Annotated in this window: 10 protein-coding genes and 1 tRNA gene; 10 read left to right on the top strand and 1 reads right to left on the bottom strand. The window is 73.9% G+C overall.

Annotated features, from left to right (window positions below):
• Positions 1–4 precede the first annotated feature (4 nt).
• The 8 genes from H0H10_RS17000 (at position 5) to H0H10_RS16965 (ending at position 10,600) form a co-directional block, all read left to right on the top strand.
• Positions 5–964, top strand: a complete 960-nt coding sequence (locus H0H10_RS17000; protein WP_188181813.1) for a carbohydrate ABC transporter permease — start codon at positions 5–7, stop codon at positions 962–964.
• Positions 961–1,806, top strand: a complete 846-nt coding sequence (locus H0H10_RS16995) for a carbohydrate ABC transporter permease (RefSeq protein WP_188181812.1) — start codon at positions 961–963, stop codon at positions 1,804–1,806. The genes H0H10_RS17000 and H0H10_RS16995 overlap by 4 nt, the downstream gene beginning before the upstream one ends.
• Before the next feature lie 4 nt (positions 1,807–1,810).
• Entirely contained in the window at positions 1,811–3,421 is a 1,611-nt protein-coding gene (locus tag H0H10_RS16990) for a beta-N-acetylhexosaminidase (protein ID WP_188181811.1), read from the top strand.
• A 233-nt stretch (positions 3,422–3,654) separates the two neighbouring features.
• The gene (locus tag H0H10_RS16985; protein ID WP_188181810.1) at positions 3,655–4,548 is read left to right on the top strand and encodes an FAD binding domain-containing protein; all 894 of its coding nucleotides are present in this window, start codon (positions 3,655–3,657) and stop codon (positions 4,546–4,548) included.
• Positions 4,545–6,440: a 2Fe-2S iron-sulfur cluster-binding protein gene (locus H0H10_RS16980; protein WP_188181809.1), complete on the top strand. Its 1,896-nt coding sequence runs from the start codon at positions 4,545–4,547 to the stop codon at positions 6,438–6,440. The genes H0H10_RS16985 and H0H10_RS16980 overlap by 4 nt, the downstream gene beginning before the upstream one ends.
• A complete protein-coding gene (locus tag H0H10_RS16975) occupies positions 6,437–8,752 on the top strand; it encodes a xanthine dehydrogenase family protein molybdopterin-binding subunit (protein WP_188181808.1) in 2,316 nt (771 codons plus the stop codon). The genes H0H10_RS16980 and H0H10_RS16975 overlap by 4 nt, the downstream gene beginning before the upstream one ends.
• 7 nt (positions 8,753–8,759) lie before the next feature.
• On the top strand, positions 8,760–9,290 hold the full coding sequence (locus H0H10_RS16970; protein WP_188181807.1) for an AAA family ATPase: 531 nt from the start codon (positions 8,760–8,762) through the stop codon (positions 9,288–9,290).
• 125 nt (positions 9,291–9,415) lie between these two features.
• Positions 9,416–10,600, top strand: a complete 1,185-nt coding sequence (locus H0H10_RS16965; RefSeq protein WP_188181806.1) for an SUKH-4 family immunity protein — start codon at positions 9,416–9,418, stop codon at positions 10,598–10,600.
• 172 nt (positions 10,601–10,772) lie between these two features.
• Here the strand turns inward: H0H10_RS16965 and H0H10_RS16960 are convergent.
• Positions 10,773–10,847 (bottom strand) — tRNA-Cys (locus tag H0H10_RS16960).
• Between the two features lie 196 nt (positions 10,848–11,043).
• Between H0H10_RS16960 and H0H10_RS16955 the strand changes: the two genes are divergently transcribed.
• Together H0H10_RS16955 and H0H10_RS16950 are read left to right on the top strand one after the other, a co-directional pair.
• Positions 11,044–12,546 (top strand): MFS transporter, encoded by a 1,503-nt coding sequence (locus H0H10_RS16955; protein WP_188181805.1) that lies wholly within the window; start codon positions 11,044–11,046, stop codon positions 12,544–12,546.
• Positions 12,547–12,790: 244 nt separating this feature from the next.
• Complete coding sequence (locus tag H0H10_RS16950; protein WP_188181804.1) at positions 12,791–14,587, top strand: DEAD/DEAH box helicase; 1,797 nt, start codon at positions 12,791–12,793, stop codon at positions 14,585–14,587.
• Positions 14,588–14,819: the final 232 nt, after the last annotated feature.

Raw genomic sequence — 14,819 nt, 5'->3', positions numbered from 1 at the left:
TCCGGTGGTCGCGCACGACACGGCGGTCGTGGACAAGCGCACCCCGCTTCCCACGGCCCCGGCCCGCACCTCCCGCGGCCCCGGCCGCACCCGCGGCCGCTGGACGCCCTGGCTCTATCTCGCCCCCGCCCTCGTCGTCCTCGGCGGGCTCCTCGTCTACCCCGTCTACCAGCTCGGCCTGATCTCCTTCCTGGAGTACACCCAGGCCCAGGTCAGCGGTGGCGAACCCACCACCTTCCGGGGGTTCGGCAACTACGCCGAGCTGTTCGGCGACGACGAGTTCTGGCGGGTGCTGCTGTCGACGGTGGTCTTCGCGGCGGCCTGCGTGGTCTCCACGCTGGCCGTCGGCTGCGCGCTCGCCGTGCTGCTCACCCGCGTGCGCGCCCTGCCGCGCCTGGCGCTGATGCTGGCCGCGCTGGGCGCGTGGGCGACCCCAGCGATCACCGGCTCGACGGTCTGGCTGTTCCTGTTCGACCCGGACTTCGGCCCCGTCAACCGCGTCCTCGGGCTCGGCGACCACTCCTGGACGTACGGGCGCTACAGCGCCTTCCTGCTCGTCCTGCTCGAAGTGGTCTGGTGCTCCTTCCCGTTCGTGATGGTGACGGTCTACGCCGGCATCCGCGCCGTCCCCGCCGAGGTGCTGGAGGCCGCCGCCCTGGACGGTGCCTCGCAGTGGCGGATCTGGCGCTCGGTGCTCGCGCCGATGCTCCGGCCGATCCTGGTCGTGGTCACCATCCAGTCGGTCATCTGGGACTTCAAGGTCTTCACCCAGATCTACGTCATGACGAACGGCGGCGGCATCGCCGGCCAGAACCTCGTCCTGAACGTCTACGCCTACCAGCAGGCGTTCGCGTCCTCGCAGTACAGCCTCGGCTCGGCGATCGGCGTCGTGATGCTGCTGATCCTGCTCGCCGTGACCCTCGTGTACCTGCGGCTGCTGCGCCGCCAGGGGGAGGAACTGTGAATCTTCCGCGTGTGCGTGTGCGGCGTCCGTGGCGATCCGCGGCCGAGGTCTCGGCCCTGCTGATCGCGGTGGTCGTGGCCTTCCCGCTGTACTGGATGGTGCTGAGCGCCTTCAAACCGGCCGGGGAGATCGAGTCGTCCGAGCCGCGGCCGTGGACGCTGTCGCCGTCGCTGGATTCCTTCCGGCGGGTCTTCGAACAGCAGGAATTCGGCCGCTACTTTCTCAACAGCCTGCTCGTGGCCGGCGCGGTGGTGATCGCCTCCGCGCTGATCGCGTTCCTCGCGGCGACCGCCGTGACGCGATTCCGGTTCCGCTTCCGGACCACCCTGATGATCATGTTCCTGGTGGCCCAGATGGTGCCCGTGGAGGCCCTCACGATCCCGCTGTTCTTCCTCATGCGGGACTTCGGCCAGCTGAACACGCTGGGGTCGCTGATCCTGCCCCACATCGCCTTCTCGCTGCCCTTTGCGATCTGGATGCTGCGGGGATTCGTGAAAGCGGTTCCCGAAGCCCTGGAGGAGGCCGCGTACATCGACGGGGCGAGCCGGGCCCGATTCCTGTGGCAGATCCTTTTCCCGCTCGTCTTCCCGGGCCTCGTGGCCACCAGCGTGTTTTCCTTCATCTCGACCTGGAACGACTTCCTGTTCGCCAAGTCGTTCATCATCAGCGACACCTCGCAGTCCACCCTGCCGATGGCGCTGCTGGTCTTCTACAAGCCGGACGACCCCGACTGGGGCGGGGTGATGGCGGCGTCCACGGTGATGACGATTCCCGTGCTGGTCTTCTTCGTACTCGTACAACGACGACTCGTCTCCGGCCTCGGCGGAGCGGTGAAGGACTGACGTGATGGACCTGATTCCCCGGCCCGGCCGGACGACGACCGGCGAGGGCGGCTTCTTCGAACTGGGCCCGGACACCACGGTGCTGGCGGACGAGGGCACGGAGGCGACCGACCGCTGGCTGCGCGCCACGCTGGGCGCCGCCACCGGCCTGCCGCTCGCGCCGGGGGCGGGGGACGGCGGCGTCCTCCGCCTGTCCCTCGACCGTGAGCTGGCCGCCGAGGGCTACCGCCTCGCCGTCACACCGGCCGGCGTGCGCCTCGCGGGCGGCGGTCCCGCCGGGCTGTTCTGGGGCGCCCAGACGCTCCGGCAGCTGCTCGGCCCGGACGCCTTCCGGCGCGCGCCGCTGCCCGGCCGGCGGTGGCGGCTGCCGCTGACCGAGGTGGAGGACGCCCCCCGGTTCCGCTGGCGCGGTCTGATGCTCGACGTCGCCCGGCACTTCATGCCCAAGGACGGCGTGCTGCGTTACCTGGACCTGATGGCCGCGCACAAACTCAACGTCCTGCACTTCCACCTGACCGACGACCAGGGCTGGCGCGTCGAGATCGAGCGGTACCCGAAGCTGACCGAGACCGCTTCATGGCGGTCGCGCACCAAATTCGGTCACCGCGCCTCGCCGCTGTGGGAGGAGAAGCCGCACGGGGGCTACTACACCCAGGACGACATCCGGGAGATCGTCGCCTACGCCGCCGAACGGCACATCACCGTCGTCCCCGAAATCGACGTGCCCGGGCACTCCCAGGCGGCCATCGCCGCGTATCCGGAACTCGGCAACACCGATGTCGTCGACACCGCCGGGCTCACCGTCTGGGACACCTGGGGCGTCTCCCCGAACGTACTCGCCCCCACCGACCACACCCTGCGCTTCTACGAGGGCGTCTTCGAGGAACTCCTCGCCCTTTTCCCCTCGGAGTTCATCCACGTCGGCGGCGACGAATGCCCCAAGGACCAGTGGCGGAAGTCGCCCGCCGCGCAGGCGCGCATCAAGGAACTCGGGCTCACCGACGAGGACGAACTCCAGTCCTGGTTCATCAAGCACTTCGACCGGTGGCTGACCGCGCGCGGGCGCAGGCTCATCGGCTGGGACGAGATCCTGGAGGGCGGTCTGGCCGCGGGCGCCGCCGTGTCGTCCTGGCGCGGGTATGCGGGCGGGGTCGCCGCCGCGCGCGCGGGACACGACGTGGTGATGTGCCCCGAGCAGCAGGTGTACCTGGACCACCGTCAGGACGCGGGCGAGGACGAGCCAGTGCCGATCGGGTACGTGCGCACCCTGGAGGACGTGTACCGGTTCGAACCGGTTCCGCCGGAGCTGACGGAGGAGGAGGCCGGGCACGTCCTCGGCACGCAGGCCAACGTGTGGACGGAGGTGATGGAGAGCCCGGCGCGCGTTGACTACCAGGTCTTTCCCCGGCTCGCCGCCTTCGCCGAGGTCGCGTGGAGCGACCTGCCCGCCCCGGCGGAACGGGACTACGCGGGCTTCGAGCGCCGGATGGCCGCCCACTACCGGCGACTTGACGCCCTGGGCGTCGCCTACCGTCCGCCCGGCGGCCCGCTGCCCTGGCAGAAGCGGCCCGGCGTACTCGGCAGGCCGATCGACGGCCCGCCGCCGAACAAGTAAGAAAAACGCCCTGAACCGTCAATGAACGGTGGCAATTCGCGCGCACCGGCGATCACCGGAGATCCCGTGCGAAAACGGACCATCTCGCTGGCGAGGCGGGCGAATGCCTCCTAGCGGACCCCCGCGTTCGGGCCCTGCGAAGATGTGCCAGAGTTGCCACGTCCGGCCTGTCAGCACGTACCGTACGGCAACACAGGTGGGACCAGGTGGGACAGCGGGAAGGGGCAGTCGGTTTGACCACGCACGCACCGCAGGCGGCGCAGGCCGTCACGCTGCCCACGACACTGGACGAGGCCGTGGCGGCACTGGCCGCCCTGCCCGCCGCGGTGCCGGTGGCGGGCGGCACCGACCTCATGGCCGCCGTCAACTCCGGACAGCTCAGGCCCGCCGCCCTGGTCGGCCTCGGCCGGATCAGCGAGATCCGCGGCTGGCAGTACCAGGACGGACACGCCCTGCTCGGCGCGGGACTGACCCACGCGCGCATGGGCCGCCCCGACTTCGCCGCCCTGATCCCGGCGCTCGCCGCCGCCGCGCGCGCCGCCGGGCCGCCGCAGATCCGCAACGCGGGCACCCTGGGCGGCAACATCGCCTCGGCCGCCCCCACCGGGGACGCGCTGCCCGTACTGGCCGCCCTGGAGGCGACGCTGATCATCGCGGGCCCGGGCGGGGCCCGCCGCGAGGTGCCGGTGTCGCACCTGCTGGCCGGTATGGAGATGCTCCGTGCGGGCGAACTCATCGGCTACGTGCGCGTGCCGCTGCTGCACGCGCCCCAGGTCTTCCTGAAGGCGACCGGCCGCACCGGGCCGGGCCGGGCCATGGCATCGGTCGCCCTGGTCCTCGACCCCGCCCGGCGCGGGGTGCGGTGCGCCGTCGGCGCCATCGCGCCGATGCCGCTCAGGCCCCTGGAGGCCGAGCAGTGGGTCGGCCGGCTCATCGACTGGGACAACAACCGCGCGATCGTGCCGGAGGCCCTGAGCGCCTTCGGGGAGTACGTCGCCGCGGCCTGCATCCCCGAGGCGGCTCCGGCCGAGGACGGCTCCGTGCCGCAGCTCCCGCCCGCCGTACTGCACCTGCGGCGCACCGTCGCCGCGCTGGCCCGACGAGCACTGGGGAGGGCGCTGTCGTGACCGACGACCAGCACGGACAGGGCATGCCCCAGGGCGGCGGACGCTGGGACCCGCTGCCCCAGGGCGACTACGACGACGGCGCCACCGCCTTCGTGCAACTGCCCGAGGGCGGCGTCGACGCGCTCCTGGCCTCCGCCGACAGCCCGCTCGCGGCGCCGGGCCACGGCTACGTGCCGCCGCCGATAACGGTCACGCCCGCCACGACCGCCGGCACCGACCCCGCCGCCACCGGCACCTGGGTGATGCCGTCCGCCCCCGTCGACGGCGCGCAGTGGCAGGCCGCACCGGACGCCGGTGAGCCGCACGCCGGCCCGCACCACGCCGGGTACGCGCAGCACGACCCGTACGGCGCGGCCGCGCCCTACGGGACGGACGCCGGGCACCGGCAGCACGACGCGGACCCCGGGCAGGACGACCGCTTCACGTACCACCCGCAGCCCGCCGGCCAGTGGGACTTCACCGAGCCCACGGCCGCGGACGACACGGCACCCGCGCCCGCACCCGCGCCGGGCCACGACGTGACCGGACAGTGGTCCATCCCCGTCGCCGGCGGCGACATCCCGGACGAGTCGGGCGAGTTCACCACGTCCTCCCTGGTCGAGCAGTGGGGCGGCACCCCGCCGGCCACCCTCCCCGGGGGTGCCCCCGCTCCCTGGGCGACGCAGGCGGCGGGCCGGCCGTGGGGTGAGCCCGCGCACGAACCGGCCGGGCACGAACCCGCCGGGCAGGGCGACGACCGGCCCGCCGGGCACGCTCCCGCCCCCTCCGCCGTCCCGTACGCCGAGGCGCCCGCGGAAGCCGCGGAATCCGTCGCGGAGACCCCGCCCACGGCTCCGACGCCCGACGGCACGGTGACAGACGAGGCGGAAGAGGCCGCAGAGGCCCCTGAGGGCGCCGCTGAGCCCCCCGCGGGCCTTGCCCCCGACACGGCGACGGAATCCGCACCGGAGGCCGCCGAAGAGCCCGTGACGGCCTCCGGCGCCGAGCCCGGCCCGGCGCCCGACGCGCGACCGGAGCCGGCCCCCGACGCGCGACCGGAGCCGACGCCGGACCGGAGCCCCGCGCAGCCGGCACCGGCGGCCGCGCACGAGCCCGAAGCGGCCGCGTCCGGGGAACCGGCCGCCGAGCCCGCCGAAGCCACTGAGTCCGGCGAGCCGCAGGAGCCCGCCGCGCCCGCTGAGCCCGTCGTGCCCGGTGAGCCCGCCGCGCCCGGTGAGCCGGCCCCCGCCGGCCCGCACGAGGAGCACCCCCTCGCCTCGTACGTGCTCCGCGTCAACGGCACCGACCGGCCCGTCACCGACGCCTGGATCGGCGAGTCGCTGCTGTACGTGCTGCGCGAGCGGCTCGGCCTCGCGGGCGCCAAGGACGGCTGCTCGCAGGGCGAGTGCGGCGCCTGCAACGTGCAGGTCGACGGCCGGCTCGTCGCCTCCTGCCTGGTCCCGGCCGTCACCGCCGCCGGCAGCGAGGTCCGCACCGTCGAGGGCCTGGCCGTCGACGGGCAGCCGTCGGACGTGCAGCGGGCGCTCGCCCGGTGCGGGGCGGTGCAGTGCGGCTTCTGCGTGCCCGGCATGGCGATGACCGTGCACAACCTCCTGGAGGGCAACCCGGCGCCCACCGAGCTGGAGACCCGCCAGGCCCTGTGCGGCAACCTGTGCCGCTGCTCCGGCTACCGGGGTGTCCTGGAGGCGGTCAAGGAGGTCGTCGCCGAACGCGAGGCGCACGCCGCCGCCGACGCGCCCCAGGCGGACGCCGACGAGCCCCGTATCCCGCACCAGGCGGGCCCGGGCGCCGGCGGCGTCAACCCGTCGGCGTTCGAGGCACAGGGTCCGCCCGGACCGCAGTCCCCGGGACCGCACGACCAGCCCTACGGCCAGGACGGAGGCCACGCGTGAGCAACGAGACAGCCACCGCGGAGGCCGCAGGCACCGCGGAGGCACCCCCCGCCCCCGAACCGGTCCCGCACGGCCTCGGCGCGTCCCTGCCGCCCGCCGACGCCCGCGCCAAGACGGAGGGCACCTTCCCGTACGCCGCCGACCTGTGGGCCGAGGGCCTGCTGTGGGCGGCCGTGCTGCGCTCACCGCACCCGCACGCGCGCATCGTCTCCATCGACACCTCCCACGCGCGCGAGATGCCCGGCGTCCGCGCGGTCGTCACCCACGAGGACGTGCCCGGCGCCCCGCTGCACGGACGCGGCAAGGCCGACCGGCCGGTGTTCGCCTCCGAGGTCGTACGCCACCACGGCGAGCCCATCGCCGCCGTCGCCGCCGACCACCCGGACACCGCGCGCATGGCCGCCGCCGCCGTCATCGTCGAGTACGAGGTGCTCGACCCGGTGCTCGACCCGGAGCAGGCGTTCGAGGCCGAGCCGCTGCACCCCGACGGCAACCTGATCCGGCACATCCCGCTCCGCCACGGCGACCCGGAGGCGGCCGGCGAGATCGTCGTCGAGGGCCTGTACCGCATCGGCCGCCAGGACCCCGCCCCCATCGGCGCCGAGGCGGGCCTCGCGGTGCCGCGCCCCGACGGGGGCGTGGAGCTGTACCTCGCCTCCACCGACCCCCACACCGACCGCGACACGGCCGCCGCCTGCTACGGCCTGGCACCCGAACGGGTGAAGGTCGTCGTCACCGGTGTGCCCGGCGCCACCGCCGACCGCGAGGACCAGGGCTTCCAGCTCCCGCTCGGCCTGCTCGCGCTGAAGACCGGCTGCCCGGTGAAGCTCACCGCCACGCGCGAGGAGTCCTTCCTCGGCCACGCCCACCGCCACCCCACTCTCCTGCGCTACCGCCACCACGCCGACGCCGAGGGCCGCCTGGTCAAGGTCGAGGCGCAGATCCTGCTCGACGCGGGCGCGTACGCCGACACGTCCTCCGACGCGCTCGCCGCCGCCGTGTCCTTCGCCTGCGGCCCGTACGTCGTCCCCAACGCCTTCATCGAGGGCTGGGCCGTGCGCACCAACAACCCGCCCTCCGGCCACGTGCGCGGCGAGGGCGCCATGCAGGTCTGCGCCGCCTACGAGGCGCAGATGGACAAGGTCGCCAAGAAGCTCGGCCTGGACCCGGCCGAGGTGCGGATGCGCAACGTCATGGCCACGGGCGACGTGCTCCCGACCGGCCAGACGGTCACCTGCCCGGCTCCGGTCGCCGAACTCCTCCGGGCCGTCCGGGACTTCCCGCTGCCCGCGCTGCCCAAGGACACGCCCGAGGACGAGTGGCTGCTGCCCGGCGGCCCCGAGGGCGCGGGCGAACCGGGTGCGGTGCGCCGGGGCGTTGGCTACGGCCTGGGCATGGTGCACATGCTGGGTGCGGAGGGCGCCGACGAGGTGTCCACGGCCACCGTGAAGGTCCAGGACGGCGTGGCGACGGTGCTGTGCGCGGCCGTCGAGACCGGCCAGGGCTTCACCACGCTCGCCCGGCAGATCGTGCAGGAGACGCTCGGCATCGACGAGGTGCACGTGGCGCCCGTCGACACCGACCAGCCCCCGGCCGGCGCGGGCTGCCGTGGCCGCCACACCTGGGTGTCGGGCGGCGCGGTGGAACGCGCGGCCAAGATGGTCCGCACCCAGCTCCTGCAGCCCCTGGCCCACAAGTTCGGGATGTCGACCGAACTGCTCCAGATCACCGACGGCAAGATCACCTCGTACGACGGGGTCCTGTCGACCACGGTCACCGAGGCGATGGACGGCAAGGAGCTGTGGGCCACCGCCCAGTGCCGCCCGCACCCGACCGAGCCGCTCGACGCCTCCGGCCAGGGCGACGCCTTCGTCGGCATGTCCTTCTGCGCGATCCGCGCGGTGGTGGACGTCGACATCGAGATCGGTTCCGTACGGGTCGTGGAACTGGCCGTCGCCCAGGACGTGGGCCGGGTGCTGAACCCCGCCCAGCTCGCCGCCCGGATCGAGGCGGGCGTCACCCAGGGCGTGGGCATCGCGCTCACCGAGAACCTCCGCACCCCGCGCGGCCTGGTCCGCCACCCGGACCTGACCGGCTACGCCCTCCCGACGGCCCTGGACGCGCCGGACATCCGGATCGTCAAGCTGGTCGAGGAGCGCGACGTGGTCGCCCCGTTCGGCGCGAAGGCGGTCAGCGCCGTGCCGGTGGTCGCCTCCCCGGCGGCCGTCGCCTCCGCCGTGCGCGCCGCCACGGGACGCGCCGTGAACCGGCTCCCGATCCGTCCGCAGGCCGCGGTGGTCACCGGCCAGTGAGCCGCTGATGGAGGGCGTCGTCCTGGTCACCGGCGTGATGGCGGCCGGGAAGTCGACGGTCGCCCAGGCCCTGGCCGAGCGACTGCCGAGGGCCGCGCACGTCCGCGGGGACGTGTTCCGGCGGATGATCGTGTCCGGGCGCGAGGAGTACGTCCCCGGCGCCGGCGGCGAGAGCGAGGCGCAGCTGCGGCTGCGGTACCGGCTGTCGGCGGCGACGGCGGACGGATACGCCGAGGCCGGGTTCACGGCCGTCGTGCAGGACGTGGTGCTCGGCCCGCACCTGGCCGCCTACGTACGGCTGGTCCGCACCCGCCCGCTGCACGTGGTCGTCCTGGCACCGGCCCCCGGGGCCGTGGCCGCGCGCGAGGCACAGCGCGCCAAGACCGGCTACGGGGCCGGCTGGACGGTCGGGGCACTGGACCGCGCCCTGCGCGAGTCGACACCGCGCCTGGGCCTGTGGCTGGACACCTCGGAACTGACGGTGCGGCAGACGGTGGACGCGATCCTCGCGGGGGAGCAACGCGCGCGGGTGCGCTGACGTCCTTGGGGGCGGGGCGTTGTCAGTGGCGGGCCGTAGGGTCGTGGGCAGTGGGACGGCTGTGGACGGCAGCGGGGCCACGGCGGGCGTACCCAGGGGGACGGAACTTCATGCACGGGGGAACGATGAACGCGACCGGCACCACGGACACCGCGGTGATCACGCTGGCCGAGGACGAGCTGGACCCGTACGTCACGCACACGGCGTCACGCCGCCGGCTGACGGGCCCCGGACTGCCGGCGACGGCCGGCACGCTGACGTGCGAGCCGCTGCGCCGGGACGGCCTGCGCCGCCTGGCGGACGCGATGGGCGATCCCGGCAGCCGGCTAGCCGGGGAACTGCGCGGCCAACTGGTCATAGGGGAACTGCTGGCCCACGACGGCGCGGTGACCGAGTCGGTGCTGCTGGACGGCGCGACCGGCGAGGTGTCCACGACGTACTTCTTCCGCGACCGCCCCGACCTGATGGACCGCGACCCGCTCGCCCCCTCCCTGGAGGCGCTGGTGCGCTTCGCGACCGCGGTGGACGAACTGGCTGGGCTGCGCGGCCGGTTCGCCTCCTACGCCGGCCGCCGCGGGCCGCGGGCGGCGGCGGAGGCGTCGCGCCGGCTGCTCGCGGTGTTCGAGGAGGGAGCGGCGGGCGGTGAGACGGCGCCCCTGTGGCGGATGTCGGCCCTGATCCGCCCGCTGGCCCTGGTGGCGGGCCCCGGCAACCGCTCCGGGCTGACCCTGGACCTTCCCGCCCGCCTCCTCGACGAGGAGTTCGGTGCCGGGGAGATCGTGCGGTTCGAGGAGGTCGACTTCCCGGCCGCGCTCACGCACGAGCCGACCCGTCGCTTCCTGCGCGAGGTGGGCCTGCCGGAGGACGGCGTGTGGTTCTCCCTGGCCACGGACGTGCCGCTGCCGACGCTGGAGGAGTTCTGGGCGGACGACGCCCGTGGCGCGCACCTTCCGGCCGGGGCGGACCGGCTGATACGCCTCGGTTACCTGCTGGAGGACACCAGCCTGGTGGTCGACGGAGACACGGGCGCGGTGCTGTGCTGGAGCGAGGCCGAGGCCGTCCTGCGACCGCTCAACGCCGACCTGTCCACGCTGGCGTTCACGCTCTGGCTGATCCACCGGGAGAGGTCCCTCGACGCGGAGCACGAGCTGTCCGACGCGTACGAGCAGCTGGCCGACACCATGACCCGCACCCTGGCCGCCGTCGACCCGGTCGCCTGCGACCCGTCCCGCACGACCCCGACGGACGACGGCTGGCGCTACTGGCCGGGCATGTTCGAGGACTACGCGGGCGGCGGGCTGTGTGCCTAGAGATCAGACCGAGTGCTGATTCGGCGGCATCGTCACGCACTTGGGTTCGGACCACTCACTGGTGCCGTTCGCGACCTCGGTGCTGATGGCCGGCCCCACTCACATCGTCCCCCTCATCGCTTGCCCGCGCATGTGGAGGATTCCGCCCCGAAGTTGTGCGTGTTCAGTTCTCTGGAGGCCGTGGCGGGAATCGAACCCGCGTAACTCGCTTTGCAGGCGAGCCCCTCAACCACTCGGGCACACGGCCGTGTTCCGGACTCCGTGACTCGACCGTAGGGCGGGCGGGGGGACGGGATCAAGGAATGCGGGGGCGCCGCAACGCGACTGCCACACGCCGTTCATGAACGGGTGGGACCGCGGCGGCGGTCGTACGACCAAGGTCCCGGTCCCGCACCGTCTCCCGACAGGGGCCAAACGGGTCCGCGGCCCTTACGCTGGCGACCATGACCGCCCCTGAACCGCGCGACACCGACGTCGCCGACACCGCCGACAGCGCCGATCCCCGCCCGAACGCCGGACTCGCCGGCCCCGACGGGACCGCCGCGCCGGCCGAGACCGTCCTGAGCCGCGCCTACCGGGCCCTGAGCATCGGCATCGTCTCCGTCGTCGTGCTGATCGCCTTCGAGGCGACGGCGGTGGGGACGGCGATGCCGGTCGCGGCGCGGGAGCTGGACGGGGTGTCGCTGTACGCGTTCGCGTTCTCGGGCTACTTCACGACGAGCCTGTTCGGGATGGTGCTCTCCGGGCAGTGGTCCGACCGGCGCGGTCCGCTGGCGCCGCTGACCAGCGGTATCGCCGCGTTCGCGGCCGGACTGGTGCTGTCCGGGACGGCCGGTGCGATGTGGCTGTTCATCCTCGGGCGGGCCGTGCAGGGGCTCGGCGGCGGCCTGGTGATCGTCGCGCTGTACGTCGTCGTCGGCCGGGCCTACCCGGAGCGGCTGCGCCCGGCGATCATGGCGGCGTTCGCGGCCGGCTGGGTGGTCCCCTCGGTCGTCGGTCCGCTGGCCTCCGGAGCGGTGACCGAGCACCTCGGCTGGCGCTGGGTGTTCCTGGGCATCCCGGTGCTGGTGGCCCTCCCGCTGGCGCTCGCGCTGCCGCAGATACGCAGCCGCGCCGCCGGCCCGGTGCAGGGGGCGGACGCCCCGGACGCCCCGGACGAGCCTGCCTCCTTCGACCGGCGCCGCATCCGTCTGGCCCTGGCCATCTCCCTGGGCGCCGGACTGCTCCAGTACGCCGCGCAGGACCTGCGCTGGATCTCGCTGCTGCCCGGCGCGGCGGGCGCGGCGCTGCTCGTCCCGGCCGTCCTCGGCCTGCTCCCGCGCGGCACCTACCGGGCGGCGCGCGGACTGCCCTCCGTCGTGCTGCTGCGCGGCGTCGCCGCGGGGTCCTTCATCGCCGCCGAGTCCTTCGTGCCGCTGATGCTGGTCACCCAGCGGGGGCTCAGCCCGACCCTCGCCGGGTTCTCCCTGGCGGCGGGCGGCGCGACCTGGGCGCTGGGCTCGTGGGTGCAGTCCCGGCCGCGCACGGAACCGTACCGGGACCGTCTCATGACCCTCGGGATGATCCTGGTCGCGGCGGCCATCGCGACCGCGCCGAGCGTCCTGATCGACGCCGTGCCCGCCTGGACGGTGGCCGTCGCCTGGGGCTTCGGCTGCTTCGGGATGGGCCTGGTGATCTCCTCCACCAGCGTGCTCCTGCTCCGGCTCTCCGCCCCCGAGGAGGCCGGCACCAACTCCGCCGCCCTCCAGATCTCCGACGGCCTGTCCAACGTCCTGCTCCTGGCGGCCGGGGGAGCGGCCTTCGCCGCGCTCGGCGGCGGCACGGTCAGCCACGCGGCCACGCAGGCGACCGGCTCCCACCCGGCAGCCTTCGCCGCGGTCTTCCTGCCGATGGCGGGGGTGGCCCTGGCGGGGGCGTGGGTGACGACGCGCCTGCGGGAGCGCTGAGCCGGCAGGCGGCGGTGACGGCCGCGGGGCGGCCGGGGCCGTCGCCGGTTGCGAAGTGGCCGGGGTGCCTGGGCGGCCGGGCGGCTGCGAGGCGGCCGGGGCAGGCCGGGGCCGCCGGGGCGGCTGTGACGTCGGTCCCACCATGGCGTGACCCGGCCCCGTCCCGGCGTCGGCCGGGTCACCGCGCCGGTAGGGTGGCCCGGTTGTCATACGTGGCCGAGCCGTTCCAACCCCTTCGGAGACCGTGACTACCACCGCCAGCTCCAGCACCTCGCACCACCTTTCCCCGGCCTTCCCCGGCCGCGCCCCGTGGGGCACCGCCAGCAAGCTGCGGGCCTGGCAGCAGGGGGCGATGGAGAAGTACATCCAGGAGCAGCCCCGGGACTTCCTGGCGGTCGCGACCCCCGGCGCCGGAAAGACGACCTTCGCCCTGACGCTCGCCTCCTGGCTGCTGCACCACCACGTCGTGCAGCAGGTGACCGTGGTGGCGCCGACCGAGCACCTGAAGAAGCAGTGGGCGGAGGCGGCGGCCCGCATAGGCATCAAGCTGGACCCGGAGTACAGCGCGGGCCCGCTCAGCCGCGAGTACCACGGCGTCGCCGTCACCTACGCGGGCGTCGGCGTGCGCCCCATGCTGCACCGCAACCGCGTCGAGCAGCGCAAGACCCTCGTCATCCTCGACGAGATCCACCACGCCGGCGACAGCAAGTCCTGGGGCGAGGCGTGCCTGGAGGCGTTCGAGCCGGCGACGCGGCGGCTGGCGCTGACCGGTACGCCGTTCCGCTCCGACACCAACCCGATCCCCTTCGTGACGTACGAGGAGGGCAACGACGGCATCCGCCGCTCGGCCGCCGACTACACGTACGGGTACGGTTCCGCGCTCGCCGACGGCGTCGTGCGGCCGGTCATCTTCCTCTCCTACAGCGGCAACATGCGCTGGCGCACCAAGGCCGGCGACGAGATCGCGGCGCGGCTCGGCGAGCCCATGACCAAGGACGCCGTCAGCCAGGCCTGGCGCACCGCCCTCGACCCGCGCGGCGAGTGGATGCCCGCCGTGCTGCGCGCCGCCGACCAGCGGCTCACCGAGGTCAGGAAGGCCATCCCGGACGCCGGCGCCCTCGTCATCGCCTCCGACCAGGACTCCGCCCGCGCCTACGCCAAGCTGATCCGCGAGATCACCGGCAGCAAGGCGACCGTCGTGCTCTCCGACGACACCGGCGCGTCGAAGCGGATCGACGACTTCAGCGCGGGCGACGACCGGTGGATGGTCGCCGTCCGCATGGTGTCCGAGGGCGTCGACGTCCCCCGCCTCGCGGTCGGGGTGTACGCCACGACCATCTCCACGCCGCTGTTCTTCGCGCAGGCCGTCGGCCGTTTCGTACGGTCCAGGCGGCGCGGCGAGACCGCGTCGGTGTTCCTGCCGACCGTGCCGGACCTGCTCACCTTCGCCAACGAGATGGAGCGTGAGCGCGACCACGTCCTCGACAAGCCCAAGAAGGAGGGCGAGGAGGACCCCTACGCCGAGTCCGAGAAGGAGATGGAGGAGGCGAACCGGGAGCAGGACGAGGACACCGGCGAGCAGGACATGCTGCCCTTCGAGGCCCTGGAGTCCGACGCCGTCTTCGACCGGGTGATGTACAACGGCGCCGAGTTCGGCATGCAGGCCCACCCGGGCAGCGAGGAGGAGCAGGACTACCTCGGCATCCCGGGGCTGCTGGAGCCCGACCAGGTGCAGCTGCTGCTGCAGAAGCGGCAGGCCCGGCAGATCGCGCACAGCCGCAAGAAGCCGGACACCGAGGCCGACCTGCTCGAACTGCCCGCCGAGCGGCGCCCGGTCGTCTCGCACAAGGAGCTGATGGAGCTGCGCCGGCAGCTCAACACCATGGTCGGCGCCTACGTCCACCAGAGCGGCAAACCGCACGGCGTGATCCACACCGAGCTGCGCCGCGTGTGCGGCGGTCCGCCCAGCGCCGAGGCCACGGCCGGGCAGCTGCGCCAGCGCATCGCCAAGGTGCAGGAGTGGGCGACCCGGATGAAGTGACCGGCGGGGCTCGGGAGGCCGCGGCGAGCGCTGTACGTATCGGGACAAACACAGGTAGTCCATACCGGTCACTGACCGGATTCTGGACGGAGCCTTCCGCTGAGCGAACCGGCTCGCTACTGTCCCGCTACGCACACGCCCCGTGGCAGCGCCGCCGCGGAGCGCAGCCGTGAAGCGACTGGGCCCGGGCAGAAGGCCGGGCCGTCAGCCGATCGGCGGCCTCTGACGCGTC

The sequence above is a fragment of the Streptomyces griseicoloratus genome (assembly GCF_014534645.1).
GTDB classification, from domain to species: Bacteria; Actinomycetota; Actinomycetes; order Streptomycetales; family Streptomycetaceae; genus Streptomyces; species Streptomyces griseicoloratus.
The sequence above is the reverse complement of the archived record's forward strand: the minus strand, read 5'-3'. Positions and strand labels throughout refer to the sequence as shown.

Excerpts from the sequence above, each read along its gene's own strand:
- H0H10_RS16970 (WP_188181807.1), top strand. The coding sequence starts at position 8,760 with ATGGAGGGCGTCGTCCTGGTCACCGGCGTGATGGCGGCCGGGAAGTCG.
- H0H10_RS16990 (WP_188181811.1), top strand. The coding sequence starts at position 1,811 with ATGGACCTGATTCCCCGGCCCGGCCGGACGACGACCGGCGAGGGCGGC.
- H0H10_RS16955 (WP_188181805.1), top strand. The coding sequence starts at position 11,044 with ATGACCGCCCCTGAACCGCGCGACACCGACGTCGCCGACACCGCCGAC.
- H0H10_RS16965 (WP_188181806.1), top strand. The coding sequence starts at position 9,416 with ATGAACGCGACCGGCACCACGGACACCGCGGTGATCACGCTGGCCGAG.